Genomic DNA, 14,654 nt, shown 5'->3' with positions numbered 1-14,654 from the left:
TATCATTGTGCTATAATTTCAAAAACGGAGCTGCTAAGCGGAGTAATTTTACCTGAAGAAAGGTTTAATCCTATATTCATCAGATAATCGCCGCTAAAAACCTTTCCATCGTCAGGAAAAGTTGATTTGGCATCTGGCAAAAGGTTAATTTCTTTTATGCTGTAACGTTTTAAAGGATCGAGCCCCTGCAAGAGTACTTTGCCCATATATTCCTTTCTCCGGAAATTGAGAAGATAATTGAAAAGCACAGCTCTTTTTTTGTCTTCACTGGCATACATCAAAACGGCCCTGTTTTCCTCATACGGCGAGACCAGGCGGTACAGGTCTCCAAACCAGATCACATCGCTGATCTGCTTATAGGTTTTAACAGCCTGGTTGCTAAATTTAACTTCCTGCTCAGTAAGGTTCTTCACCCTGATATCGTAACCCATTTTACCCATCATGGCCACATCGGTACGGAACTTCAGCGATTGCTTGCCCATTGAGGTTACGTGGCTGGAGACGGTTAATGCCGGGAAAAAATTGAGGTAACCCCATTGTATAAATACCCGTTCCAGACCATCAGTATTGTCGCTCGGCCAGAATTCAGTAAAGTACTTCAAACCACCATAGTCCACCCTGCCCCCTCCCCCTGCGCATAGCATAATTGGCAGGTGTGGATGTTTTTTTCTCAGCCGTTCCAGTATCTGATAGAGGGCCCTGTTATAGTCGATAAACAGGTTACCCTGGTTTTCCTTTAAAAAGGGTGAATAGGTATTGGTCAGCATCCGGTTGCAATCCCATTTAACGAAGGCAATTCCGGGGTTTTCCGTAAGCAGGTCATTCACCATATTATAGATAAAGTCCTGCACTTTAGGATTGATGAGGTCCAAAACAAGCTGATTACGCGAATAGGATTCCTCCCTGTTGGGAAGCTTTAGTATCCATTCGGGATGTTTTTCGTATAATTCACTTTTTGGACTTACCATTTCCGGTTCCAGCCAGATACCAAATTGCAGGTTCTTCTTGTTTGCTTCGCGCACGAGATAACCTATACCGCTTGGGAGTTTCTTTTTATCTACCTGCCAGTCGCCCAATGCTGTTTTATCTGCGTCCCTCGGGTATTTATTGCCAAACCAGCCATCGTCCAGCAGGAAGAGGTCTACTCCCAGTTTGTTTGCCCCATCAAACAGTTCAACCAATATATCCTGATTAAAGTCCATATGTGTAGCTTCCCAATTGTTCAGGAGTGTTAAACGAGGTTTATTGCCATCTAGCACGCCATAATTACGGGCCCAGCGATGCAGGTTACGGCTGGCCTCCCCTTTTCCTTTTCTGGTATAGGTGAATATAAATGCAGGGGTCTCAAAAGTTTTACCTGGCTGTAATTTATATTCAGAAGCGTAGGGGTTCATGCCGGTAACCATGCGTAAGCCATTTTGCTGATCTATCTCAAATGAACACTGAAAATTGCCCGACCAGGCCAGGGTTCCGGCAATGAGTTCGCCATTATTTTCATCGGATGGCTTATTTAAAGAGAGATAAAAGCAGGGCGAACGGTACATTTGCGCGCGGGTACCCAATTTGCTGTCCAGCACCTTTATACCAGTGGTAAGCTGGCTTTCTTTCATCCTCATCTCGGTCATGTAATCGCCATCGAACTGGCTGAGCCAATACTTTGAGGCATCAAAATGCAGCATGGAAGAAGCATAATTGGTTAAGGTAACCGGTTTCTTTTCCTTGTGCCTGATCTCTGTCCATGCTTTGATGATGTCTTCGTTATAATAAGCGGTGAAATGCAGCAATACTTCAACCGGATATTGCGGATCCTTTAAGCTAATAGAAGTGGTGCTTACATTGTTGTCCTGCTTATTGATTTTGTGGGCGGTATATTTCAGATCCAGAGAAGGATTGCCATCGCTATGCACCATCCTGATTGCGGGTTCAAATAAATCACCCATCCCCGCACCAATATAAGCTTCGCGCCGGGTTGAGGTCAGTAATGCCTCATCGGATGGATTAATTAATTTCTGGCCAAGATAGCTCTGGTAAAGTTTTTGAGCCCTTGATATGGTAAAAATCAGACTGGTATTTTTTGTTGCAATGGCGATCTGCTTGTCTTGTTGTGCAGACACATTGGAGAAAATCCCAAAGATACAGAGCAGACCAAACAGGTATTTTATTGAATTGTTCATTTCAGCACTATAGTTTAATGAGTTGAGTAGCCCCTTCTTTTATCTTGTACTTATCATCTTTCCCATCTTTTTTAATATTGATGAGCAACATATTCTTTCCGGCCCTGGAGACTTCCAGATCAAACACATTTCCAAATGCATGAATGCTGCGCAAAGACATATGGTTCCAATCTTCGGGCATTCTTGGGGCACACTCAAAACTCCGGAAACCCACCGGACGCATGCCAAACAAACCTTCGGTAAATATGCGGCAATAAAGGCCGCTTTCGGCAGATAGATGGCGTTGGTTGCCCTCAGGGTAAGCCTCAACCGGATAAGGCACGTGATCGCCCAGGAGCCTGCGGCGCGAATAATATTTAATAAAATCCATGGCCTTTCCGGTTTCACCAGCCTGCAATACGCCCCTTAAGGCATATAAAGTAGACCTGTCCCAAAAAGTTTCTTTACCGGCTTGTGTAGCCAAACCGTCCGCGGTCCATAATCTTGGCGAGAAAAGCGCATCAATGGTACCCTGCTTTCTGTCAAAGATCCCCATGGTTAGCGGCAAGCAAATCCAGGCCCTGAGTACATCGTTTCCTTCGTAATATTTATAGGTTTCAAAACCTTCTACATTGCCACCAAAGTATTTCTCCATATTTACCTTTAATGCATCAGCCTGCTTATGATAGGCATCTGTCTGGCTTTTAGGTTTACCAAGCGCCTGGCCCAGCATTACTGCCGAGCGAAGGGCATCATAGTACAGGGTGTTGGTAGATAAATTGGCCTTTCCGGCAGGAAAACGGCCTTCCAGTTCATCTTTATCAGAAGTAACCACCCCTTCTGCGTTCATTTTTCGTTTGCTGTATTCCAGGCACCACTCAATTAAAGGCCATAATTTACGGGCAGAATCGATATTACCTGTAGCCAGGGCATACCTGGATGCGCCGTAGGCAATCATGGCCTGGTCTCCCCTGTCGCCTGCACCCTTCCATACGGCATCTCCTTCGGCTACAATAGAGCTTGGAATTGCTTTATAATCGGGGTTCATATACCTGGCAAACCAGGCATAGGCGTTCATGGCAGAAAGGTGCCCGATCCTGTCGCCCGAAAAAGCAAAATATGGATTGACATATTCGGCCTGATCGTTTGCCCAGATAGCGGCATAATAAGCCAGGCCACCGGGACCGTGCATATAGCCGCCCTTTGTTTTGTAAATGCTTTCGGTAGCCCGCAGTTTGGCAAATTCAAAAGCGGTATTTAACACCTTGTCCGGCGTTTCCAGCTTCAATGGAGCCTGGATCTCTGCTATTCTTGCCATTCTTTTTTGCTCCTCTTTATCTGCATTAATTGCAGGCAATTGTTCTGGATGGTCTGTTGCGAGGTAATAAACTGCAAATGTGGCTGATTCTCCAGGTTTCAGCACCCGGTTTCCCTCTCCTGTGGTCCCCATAATTACGCTATGCGATTTCCCCTTACTTCTTGAAGCATCTGTCCTGACCTCTCTTTTGAGATATTCCATGGCAACAGGTAGGTCCGCTCCTGAAACATTGGTAAACACAAACTTCTCAATAGCCATAGGCTGATCTACCGAGGGAAAAAAGCTGCGTACTATTGTTGCCAATACAGGGTTTCCCGTTTCGGCGTTTACCCGCATGATACCCTTCTGATTAATATCTTTAACGTTATAACCCAAATTACCTGATTTACCACTTTTAGCGGTACCAAAATCCAGCAATCTTTTGTTCATATAAAACCTTGGGAGTTCATTGTCCTGGAAGGAATAAGTGATGTGCGATCTTGTACCATCAGGAAGCATCCTGAACGTTGGAAATACCAGTGTTCTATTTATTTTTGACCGTTTAATGCTATCTAATCCATATTCAACCCATATGGCCACCTGCTCTCCCGCCATCTCGATATGATCGGTATGGGGAATGCGCTTATCTATATTCCATGTAATACTTCCATTCGGCTGTATTGCCCAACGATCTGTCTGTTTAGGTAAAAGCGTTTGCTGTGCATATCCGGTAGTTAATTTTAAACAAAGGACGGCAATCAAACACCTGCCTTGCATAAAGATTCTGTTCATGTTGTATTGGTTTAAATTGGCTAACGCAATTTGAAGATTTTTAACAGCATATTTCAAGAAGCTTTTGGCTGTTTAATAAACTATTTTAGCATGTCCCCTGCTATAAGATCCCTCTTGACCTGGCCACTTTAAAAAGCACCGCAAACATCTTTTCGGGTGCAAATGGTTTGTTAAGAATGTCGTAAACATTTATTGCGGCAAATCTATGCCTCACTTCAGTCATGATATCTGCTGTAAAGATTACCGGATGAACAGTGGGATACTGTTGACGTATGATCTCTGCGAGTGCAAATCCATCCAGGCCAGGCATATGCAGGTCCAGCATGGCTACATGGTATTCATTTCCCTGCATCAACTGGAGGGCGCTGTTGCCATCGTCGGCACAGTCTGCCTGTACTCCAAAATACTCCAGGTGCTTTTGGGCAACCATCAGGTTAATCAGGTTGTCTTCCACCAACAATACTTTCAATCCTTTAAGTTTATTCTGATAAATGGCAGATACAGGCAGCGTGGTTGCATTATCATCGGACTCCTGGTTGTCCGCGATATCAAAAACCAGGTCAAAATGAAATTCAGCACCTTTACCCGTTTCACTCTCCAGAATTACCCTGCTGTTGTGCAGTTCGGCAAGCTTTTGGGTAATGGTTAAGCCCAATCCAGTTCCAGCGTGTTCCCGTTGTGCCGATAACTGAATTTGCTTAAAACTTTCGAAAACGGTTTTCTGCAATTCGGGCGGAATGCCCATTCCGGTATCTTTTACACTGAAATGCAGTTTTACCTGATTAGAATGAGTAGACAAAAGTTTTACCAAAAGGCTTACCTCACCTTTATCTGTAAATTTAATGGCATTACTGATCAGGTTATTCAGCATCTGGCTAAGGCGTATTGGGTCAGCAATAAGCCTTTGTGGAATTTCATCGTCAACATAGCTTTTTAACTGTACACCCTTAGACTCCGCTAAAGATTTAAACTGATTTTTAATGTTTTTTATTAGCCTGAAAAGGTCTACCTCGGCAAGTACCAGTTCCAGCTTTTCATTTTCAATCTTGGTGAGGTCCAGAATATCGTTGATCAGCTGCATCAGATGATCTGCGGAGAAGATCAGGTTACCAATGTAATCCTTCTGATCCATGGTATGGTTTAACTTTAAAAGGTTGGCAATGCCAATGATACCGTTTAAAGGCGTCCTGATCTCGTGACTCATTACAGAAAGGAAATCCGACTTGGTTTTGGATGCTTTTTCTGCTTTGTCCCTGGCCTCCGTCAAAGCCATATTACTCAGCTCCAATTGCAGCTTGGCTTCTTCCAGGGCCATATCGGCTAGTTTTTGCGCCGTAATATCCTGTATGCTCAACACCAGAACATAATCTTCCGGAACTGAAGATTTCAGCACCGGCTTGATTTTCGCCTTAAACCACTGGTTATGAAGATCATCAAGATGCTTGTAGGTGATTTCCTGAACTGTTCCAGTTGCTATCGCTTTATTTACCGGAGCTGTAAATAGCGCAGAACCGGCGCCCATTACTTCTGTTATTGTCTTCCCCAGAAAAGCTTCCTTAGGCATAAACAACAAACGCTCGTCGGATACCCACACGTTTTTAAAAACCTGGTTTCCGTCAATCTCAAACACAATATCTTCAAGTGAAGTAATGAGCGATTGCAGATGAGCAGTTAATTCATGGAGCTTCCCCCCGTCATTTTTATGATGATGAGCTGATTCGTTCATATTCAACAATAGGTTAAACAAATATAAACAAAAACATCAGATCATCCTTCTGATAAACCTGGCTTAGTTTCTGTAAAACTGGTGGTTTTCTTTTGTAATGATATCGATAGGCATATGATATACCTTGTCTATCGGACTGGCATGTACAAAATGGGTATAAAGCGCCATAATGCCCCTATATCCCTGTTCTATTGGTTTCTGGCAAATTAAAAAATCTATGGTTTGTTTTTTCAGATAGGCTATATTTTCAGTCAGAAAATCAAAACCAATCAATTTAACATCTTCAATATTCTCTTCTTCCAGATAATGCGCCACAGAAGACACCCGGGAATTGGTTACAAAAATGAGATTTATGGTATTGTTTTTTAACACTGCTGAAAGACTTTTTTTAACAGAATCATATGCAGTATCACGGATATCGACTTTGAGGATTTCATTTACTTTATGGTTATCTTCAAAATACTTCCGGAAGCCTTCTTCTTTTCGAAGCAAGTGGTGGTGATTATCTATTTCCTTAGAGATATTTACAATAAGGACCTTATCGTTTTCTTTTAATAAATAACCGGAGATATGTGCCGCAAGATAACCGCTATGATACAGACTAGGACCAATGTAGCACAAACTGTTTTTGTCCGGAATATCCGAATTAATGAATACACAAGGTATGTTAAGTAGCGCACATTCATCTACAAATTTGCTCGATTCTTCTATAAACATCGGGGCCAAAAGCACACCGTTAAAATTGCCCCTGAGCACGGCTTCTGATTGTTTTACAAACGATTTTTTATCGTTCTGATCAAAAAAAAAGGTTTCTACCTGAATGCCGTAAGACGAGATTTCCGACTCAGCCTGCAAAACACCACTCAAAGGAGCACTCCAATAATCTGTTTCTTTAGATACTGAAGGGATTAACACCGCAAACCTCAGAATTTGTTTAGATGCCAGGCGCCTTGCTAAAATATTGGGCTTATAGTTTAATTCTTCTATAATGGCATCAATCTTCTCTTTTGTTTTGGCTGATACGCCTGTTCTGTTATGCAAAACCCTGTCGACAGTTGCTATAGAAACATTTGCTTTTCTTGCGATCTCACGTACACCAACAAGTGCTTTCTCTTCAGTTTTTTTCATTAGTTATCTCTTTTTTAAAAGGTCATGATCCCATTGCAGGCACACTTGCTGTAACACCACATTCAGGCCTCATCGCTATAAATTTGCATTTATTTTATCAAATAAAATAAATGCGGTCCTAAAAAAGCAAAAATATTTTTTACCCGGAGCGTTTCTGATGTTTTTTCCCTTAAACAAAAACGCTGCTTTGCTTATCGGTAAACATAACCGCATTTTCATGCTTCCTCAATATGGTTGAGGGATATTGCGCGGTGATTTCCTGACTTAAAGTGTGGTGGACCGCCTTTGCTTTTTTTTCGCCGGGAACCATACAGAATATATATTTACCAGAAAATAATGCTGGAATAGTTAAGGTAAGGGCATATTCAGGCACCAGATCTATTTTGGCGAAACAGCCATCATTTACCTGTTGCTGCCTGCATTCCTGATCAAGATCAACTACCTTCACAAGTCTTATATCGTTAAAATCGGCTACATGCGGATCATTAAAAGCAATGTGGGTATTTTCTCCAATTCCCATGCAAACCAGGTGAGGCGGAAATTGTAGCAGCAGTTTTTCGTAGCGTTCACACTCTGCTGCCACATCTGCTGAATTTCCCCTGATGTAGTTTACACTGTGAAAATTCGCATGTTCAAAAATCCTTGCCTTCAAAAAGTTACCAAAACCCTGGGGGGCATCTTCGGTCAGGCCAATATATTCGTCCATATGAAAGGCATTGATGCGTGACCAGTCTATGTCTTTTTCAATTAATGCTGACAAAAATTCATGCTGAGAGGGGGCCGCAGCAAAAATGATATTGAGGTAAGGTTCTGTGGCCAGTAATGCTTTGATTTGCTGATAAACAGCTTCTGCGGCTCGTGTACCAAGCAAATTTCTATCTTCCAGTACCTGTACTTTAAGTTTGTCTGTTGTAAATTCTCTGACCATTTTTTCTATTCTTTTACCAGGATGGGATTGTGCTGCAATATTGCTTCCCGGCTGTAAATAATTTCTCCGTTTATGATGGTGTTGGCTATGTTTATTTGCTCATCGAAGAGCACCAGATCTGCATCTTTTCCTTTGAGGATCGTACCTTTTTTATCAGCCACGTCCAAAATTCTGGCTGGGGTAGCTGTCATCATCCGTATCGCTTCCTGTAAAGGAACACCAGCCTCATTGACCATGGTTCTGATCAGCCTGTCGGCAGTAGCTACACTACCCGCAAAAGCACTGCGGTCCATCAGCTTAGCCACTCCATCTTCAATTAAAACTTCCAGTCCGTCCTTTCTGTTGCCTAAAATGCTTTTACCTGGTGGCATCCCCGTAGCCCTCATGGCATCAGTAATGAGAGCCGTTCGGGAAGCTCCTTTTATCTTATACACAAGCTTTAACAAAGGTGCTGGAAGGTGTATGCCATCAGCTATAATCTCTACATCCATTTCATCAATCAGGTACCCCGCCTCAATAGCCCCGGCATACCTGAAAGCATTTCTTCTGCTTACACCCGACATAGCCGAATAAAAATGGGTGGCAAGCGTGTAACCATTTTCAAAAGCTTCCAGCACTTCTTCATAAATAGCGTCGGTATGGGCAATAGCAGGAAGAATGCCCAGGGCCTTCAGGTGCCGGCCAAATTCAAGTGCACCTTTAAGCTCCGGAGCTGCACTCCATCTTCTGATGGAATGCGCATGGAACAAAACCTTTTCATATTCCCTGGGCTCTGGGTTACGCATAAAGCGCGGGTCTTGTGCCCCGCTCTGGTTTTTAGAAAAATATGGCCCTTCCAGGTGCATACCCAGAAATTGTGCCCCTGTTTTATTTATTGCTTTGGCAGTTTCGTAGTGGTCTAGGGTTTCCAGTAAATCGGCCAGCTCACTGGTTAATGTAGTCGGACACATGGCCGTAGTACCATATTTGACATGTGTTTCAGCAACTTTAAGGAAGGAATTTACATCACCATCCATAAAATCAAAACCACCACCGCCATGAACATGCATGTCTATAAATCCGGGTGCAATATACTTGCCTTTAGCATCGATCTGAATCGCCCCTGGTACTTCGATATCTCCTTCAATAACATCACTGATTATGCCATTGCAGACAACGAGCGTTCCATTTTTTACAATACGGTATGGGGTTATAATGTTGCCGTTAAATATTTTTAGTTTCCTCTCACTCATAATCTGTTGTAATTTCAAGGCTGAAATTATTTGCAAAGATAAATATTATTGTCATTATGTTTACGTACCCGAACAATAGTATTATCTGTAAAATGTAAGTTTAGTTCCTTGTGACTTTAGTTTTTCAAAGCAAGTTCAAGTGCTTTTGTTGTGGTATAGTATTTACTCAAAAGTGCTTCTTTTTCCCAATCCGGAAGCTGCCCTTCTTTGAGAAAACGCAGATATTTCTTAGCTACTTCTGCAAAATGGCTCTCATGCCCTACCTTGTATTTTTCCGGAATAACAACTTCCCAGCCTTTTTTGATTGGCTTTAAAGTAAGTCCCGGGTAGTGCTTTCCCATCTTCTCAATGCCTTGTTTTAAGGCTTTTTCGTATGCTGCATCATTTGATTTTACGGGTTCAATATAGAGTGTAGGTTTATACCCCTGTTCAGCCCCCTGTTTAATGATCAGGTTGGCCTTTGTTCCGCGCATCACCGAATAATGCGTATCTCCCGAACCTTCAGGCGCTTCAAAATTCCAGACTACTGAAACCTTTGCATGCACTCCCTTAATGGTATAATTCATTTCTCCATTAGAGTAAACCTGCAATACTCCGTCCTTAACATCTTTCTGAAGGTAAGCAGGATAGGTATCTTTACCTGTACTCTTTTTAAATTGTCCGGGGTTAATTGAAGTTGTCCAACGCCTTGCAGAAAGCATGTTTATATCAGTTTTGTAGTGTATAAGCTCATTTGAAAAGGCTTCCCACTGTACCATATCTACCAGGTGGGTAGTCACATCAACCAATCCGTTTCCTGCCTGATTGATATCGAAAAACCACTGGGGACGAATTAAAGGTGAACCAGAAACGAATTTAAAAAAGTGGTGCACACTTTCTTTTGTTATCGCAGGCTGATCTTGGGTACCTTTTTCCAGTAATCCAAAAACATCCGGCTGCTCCGAGAGCTCTTTTTGAAGCATATTTGTAATTTCATAACGCTCTGTCATGATATCATATAATAATACTTTATTCCTTTGGGCAAATTCAAATGATTTTTCCAGTTGCTGAAATCCTTTGGTATTGATGGCCATAGGTTTATCTGCCAGAACATTAATTCCTGCTTCAACAGACTTTTGTATATATTCTGTTTTTTTCTGGTTGTTGCCAGACAGGATCACTACATTTCCCTTTTTTTCGTCGAGCATTTTTTGCAGGTAATCTGGCCCCTTATACACTATTTCCTCCCATTTTGTAGGATCTTCAGCCCTGCTGTTGTACTTTTCAATGAGTTTTAAATGAGCATCAAGCTCAGGTCCATCAGGTGCATAGACATGTACAATCGGGCTGATCTCTTTATACATAGATTTCTGTATCAGAGCGGCATGGAAATGCCCGGGGTCTAGTGTAATCAATTTTATGGAGGCGTCTTCCGACTCCCTTATATCATTTTGGCAGCCTGTTCCTGTCACGAAAAGGAGGCAAAGTACAAAAAGTGCTTTACCTTGATTATTGTTAAATTTAAAGTGGCAATTAGAAAGCATAAGCATTTTTTTAAGATTTTATAGCAGACCAGCTTCTGAGCTTATGTCCGTAAAGTGCATAAAAAATAAGATACAGATAACAGGGAAATAAGACCCAATAGGCAGTTCTCAGGTCAAACAGATCGGCAAAATAGCCATAAAGAAGTGGCATAATTGCGTTTCCACATAGTCCCATAATCATCAGAGAAGCACCCAATTTGGTAAATCGGCCCAGGCCATCGAGCGCAAGCGGCCATATACCTGCCCATACCAGCGAATTTGCAAAACCCAGCAATACCACAAACCAGATAGAAATATCGGCCTGGTGGCCTAAAAAGGCAATGTTTCCTTCTGCGTAAATGATAAGCAATGTAAAAATTGCACCGAGTAAGGTACATATTCTTAAAGCATTGGCCTGACTAATGAACCGGGGTATGGCAATAATGCCCAGCAGATAACCGCAAATGGTCACAAACAAAGTATAGGATGGAAAAACTTTGGCCTCAAGCAGTTGAATATTCATAGATCCGGCGTAGCCTATAATGGTGTCAATGGCAATTACCTGGGTACCTACGTGCAAAAATATACCTAAAGCCCCAAGCACCAGGTGCGGGAACTGAAAGATGCTGGTCTTACCGGAATTGGCAAGTGCCACATCTTGGCTTTCCTGTTCGGTATTGATTTCCGGTAAAGGAGAAAAACGCACAAATAAACCCAGACATAAAAGAACAATACCGACACAGGAATAAGGAAGTATCACCCTTCGGATCAACTCATCAAGCGCCGCACTCCTGGCCGCAGCATCCATTGTGGGCAACTCTTTAAATAAATCAGCATCTGTAGCCTTCAATATTACGGCGGCGAACAGCAACGGCGCAAGTATACCAGCCCCTTTGTTACAGATCCCCATAATACTGATGCGTTGAGCTGCACTTTCTTTCGGGCCCAGTACGGTAATGTATGGATTGGCCGCTGTCTGCAATATTGCCAAACCAGAACCAAGCGTAAACAGGCCCAGTAGAAATACCTCATAGGTTCTGGCAAGTGCAGCCGGGACAAAAATAAATGCACCCAGGGCCATGGTCCAGAAGCCTATCATCATCCCTTTCTTAAATCCAACAGATTTTAAAAGGTAAGATGAAGGTACAGACATCACAAAATAAGAGATATAAAAAGCGAATGCAACCAGGTAGGACTGAAAATTATTGAGTTCACATGCAATCTTAAAGTAAGGGATCAGAATGGCATTTACCCAGCTCACAAAGCCAAAAATAAAGAACAGCAGCCCGATGATAAAAATTGAAATGAGTGTATCGCGTTTGCTCAACGAACTTACACTAACTGAAGTAATGTTTCCTTTTTCCATGCGATCAGATTGTTGGTTCCCAACCTTTTTGGTAAGTTCTTCTCCAGTATTGCATTGCTGCGCTATTGTTTAAAATATGACCGTTTTTGGGATCGATATCAAGGGCCGTTCCTGTACGTTGCGCAATATTACCCAACTGTACAAGCAATGTGCTTTGGTGTCCGCTCAAAATATCCGAATTTAAACTGGTCCCTTTTTTTATTGCATCAAAGAAATTATTGATATGCAAGGCATCTAAAGCCTGTGAGGGGTTAGTTAAACTTCGTGCATCAACTTTAACATCATTTTTAACCTCTTTCACCAGCTTATTGTTTAAATCATAAATGACGTATCCGTTTGTACCATCGATTTGCAAGGAGCCGTTTTCTCCATAAAAGATAACACCAACACTGGCACCTTCTACATTCCGGCCGTTGCAACTCCTTCCCTCCCAGGTAATCGCGCCTTTATTACCAAATTCCAGGCTTATAACCTGGGTATCGGGTGTTTGCCAATCATCCTGATACCGGTAACGGCCTCCTGATGAAGTCACTTTTGTAGGATAATCCACACCTAGTCCCCATCTGGCGATATCCACCATATGCGTTCCGTTGTTTAGGGCTTCACCTGTTCCCCAATGCCAGAACCAATGCCAGTTGTAATGTAAAATATTATCTTTATAAGCCGTGCGGGGCGCCGGTCCTTGCCACAAATCAAAATTTAACCAGGATGGCACAGCTGTTTCTTTACCTTTACCAATTGAAGGCCTATTGTTGGTATACCAGGTCTTTGCAAAATAAGGCCGGCCTATTGCTCCACCATGGAGTTCCTTGATGGCGGCAACAATATTTGGCCATGAGCGGCGCTGATTGCCCATCTGAATTACATTTTTATATTTATTGGCTGCTGCCAGCAGCAGTTCTCCCTCTGCAGGATTGTGGCTGCAGGGCTTTTCCAGGTAAACATGTTTACCTGCTTTCGAAGCCAGTATTGCGGCGGGCGCATGCCAATGATCAGGAGCAGCTACAACCAAAGCATCAACATCTTTATATTCCAGGGCCTTTCTAAAATCCGGCTCTGATTTCGGTCTCCTGCTCTGGTTCTTTTCTACCTGAGCAATGCATTTATCAGCAGCACGACTGTCCACATCACAGATATAGGTTACCACGCAGCCGGGCTGCAGTGAAAAGTTACCTGCCAGGGCAAGCCCTCTCGCATTCACCCCCATCATGGCTACGTTAATCTTATCATTTGCCCCTAATATACTTGCATAGCTTTTGGCACTAAACCCGGGTAGTACACCACCTAAGGATAGTGCGGCCGCCCCAGTGACTGCATTTTTTATAAAATGACGACGGTTTTTGTCTCCTGATTTATCCATGTGTATCAATTTATTTAGCCTTGTTTAACAATCCCGTCATGCTTACCGGACAACCACCCTTTACTTTGCTTTCATCAGCAGCTTCCATAAAAGCAGCAATTTCTATGGTCTCTTCCGGCCGTACAGGGGCCTGTCCTGTTTCAAAAAATTTAACGATTTGCTGAAGCAAGGGGTTATAACCTTTAAATTCACCAAGGGTAACGTTTTTCTTTTCACCAAATACCCTGGCACCGTAATCACTTTTGCCATTACGTGTACCTCTGAAAGTACCGACGCGGCCGTCGTTCCATACCCCAACCACAACATCGGTATCCTCAGTGTGCACCCTGGTCACCGTTCTACAGCCTGGTCCCATTACCGCAAACAACATTTCTACACCATGTATGCCGTACCAGAACAGGTCCGGGTGTGTTTTTTCATATTTGGCTGGACTATAAGTTTCAGCACCAAGTACTTTTCCGATTTTACCTTCTATTACGTCTGATATACCATCCATATACCTTAAAGAAGAGGAAGAGAATACAGGGGAATTGTATTTTTTTGCGGCTGTAAATATAGCATGGGTATCCGCCAGCGAAGCGGCCATTGGCTTGTCTATAAACATAGGTTTACGCGCCTTAAACACCTGCAAAGCTTGTTCCAGATGGAGGCGCCCATCATTTGTTTCCAGCAATATGACATCGGTCTTCTTCAGCAGGTCGGCAATCGAACCGACAATTTCAACGCCGAGTTTTTTTACATCCTCCGTGTACCCCGGAATCCTCTCTACACTGGTTTTGATGTCATTACTCCCTTTCGGGTAAGCTGCCACCACTTTATAACCAGCGTACTCGGCTGGTGCATCTGCCGCATTCAGGGTCTTGGTAAAAGCTACGGCATGTGAGGTATCCAGCCCTATAATTCCTACCCTTTTTCCTGCCAATATGCTTGATTTTGCAAATAGCGATTCAAAACTACCTGCAACACCAAACCCTGTGCCTGCTAATGCTGCCATTCTGATAAAATTTCTCCGGTTGTAACTATTCATAATGATTTGTCTATAAACTAAACTTACAATTTTGTTCTCAATGTGGTGTTAAAGGCCTTGTTCTTCTTAGGACTATGTAATAATGTGTACGTACCCGAATATACACACTAAAGAAGAAACATGCAAATTTATTTTGGCATCCC

The 14,654-nt window shown here is 42.7% G+C and carries 10 protein-coding genes; all 10 read right to left on the bottom strand.

Translation table 11 applies throughout. The features are described from left to right. Positions 1-2: 2 nt before the first annotated feature. Positions 3-2,174 (bottom strand): alpha-galactosidase, encoded by a 2,172-nt coding sequence (locus B9A91_RS17910; protein ID WP_084240403.1) that lies wholly within the window; start codon positions 2,172-2,174, stop codon positions 3-5. A gap of 7 nt (positions 2,175-2,181) precedes the next feature. Continuing rightward, positions 2,182-4,242 carry a glucosidase family protein gene (locus B9A91_RS17905; RefSeq protein ID WP_084240402.1) on the bottom strand — a complete coding sequence of 687 codons (2,061 nt, stop codon included), beginning with the start codon at positions 4,240-4,242 and terminating at the stop codon, positions 2,182-2,184. 100 nt (positions 4,243-4,342) lie between these two features. Next, positions 4,343-5,968: an ATP-binding protein gene (locus B9A91_RS17900; RefSeq protein ID WP_084240401.1), complete on the bottom strand. Its 1,626-nt coding sequence runs from the start codon at positions 5,966-5,968 to the stop codon at positions 4,343-4,345. A 63-nt stretch (positions 5,969-6,031) separates the two neighbouring features. After that, positions 6,032-7,096: a LacI family DNA-binding transcriptional regulator gene (locus B9A91_RS17895; protein ID WP_084240400.1), complete on the bottom strand. Its 1,065-nt coding sequence runs from the start codon at positions 7,094-7,096 to the stop codon at positions 6,032-6,034. A gap of 169 nt (positions 7,097-7,265) precedes the next feature. Beyond that, a complete protein-coding gene (locus B9A91_RS17890) occupies positions 7,266-8,024 on the bottom strand; it encodes a glucosamine-6-phosphate deaminase (protein WP_084240399.1) in 759 nt (252 codons plus the stop codon). 5 nt (positions 8,025-8,029) lie between these two features. Continuing rightward, positions 8,030-9,256 (bottom strand): N-acetylglucosamine-6-phosphate deacetylase, encoded by a 1,227-nt coding sequence (gene nagA, locus B9A91_RS17885; protein ID WP_084240398.1) that lies wholly within the window; start codon positions 9,254-9,256, stop codon positions 8,030-8,032. A gap of 116 nt (positions 9,257-9,372) precedes the next feature. Continuing rightward, the gene (locus tag B9A91_RS17880; protein ID WP_144008994.1) at positions 9,373-10,779 is read right to left on the bottom strand and encodes a putative oxidoreductase C-terminal domain-containing protein; all 1,407 of its coding nucleotides are present in this window, start codon (positions 10,777-10,779) and stop codon (positions 9,373-9,375) included. 10 nt (positions 10,780-10,789) lie between these two features. Further along, positions 10,790-12,124: a sugar MFS transporter gene (locus B9A91_RS17875; protein ID WP_084240396.1), complete on the bottom strand. Its 1,335-nt coding sequence runs from the start codon at positions 12,122-12,124 to the stop codon at positions 10,790-10,792. A gap of 4 nt (positions 12,125-12,128) precedes the next feature. Continuing rightward, complete coding sequence (locus B9A91_RS17870; RefSeq protein WP_200815689.1) at positions 12,129-13,484, bottom strand: Gfo/Idh/MocA family protein; 1,356 nt, start codon at positions 13,482-13,484, stop codon at positions 12,129-12,131. Between the two features lie 10 nt (positions 13,485-13,494). Further along, a complete protein-coding gene (locus B9A91_RS17865) occupies positions 13,495-14,478 on the bottom strand; it encodes a Gfo/Idh/MocA family protein (RefSeq protein ID WP_317043341.1) in 984 nt (327 codons plus the stop codon). Positions 14,479-14,654: the final 176 nt, after the last annotated feature.

Source organism: Pedobacter africanus, from assembly GCF_900176535.1.
Classification (GTDB): Bacteria; Bacteroidota; Bacteroidia; order Sphingobacteriales; family Sphingobacteriaceae; genus Pedobacter; species Pedobacter africanus.
Note: the sequence above shows the minus strand (reverse complement) of the source record. Positions and strands in the feature narration are given on the sequence as shown.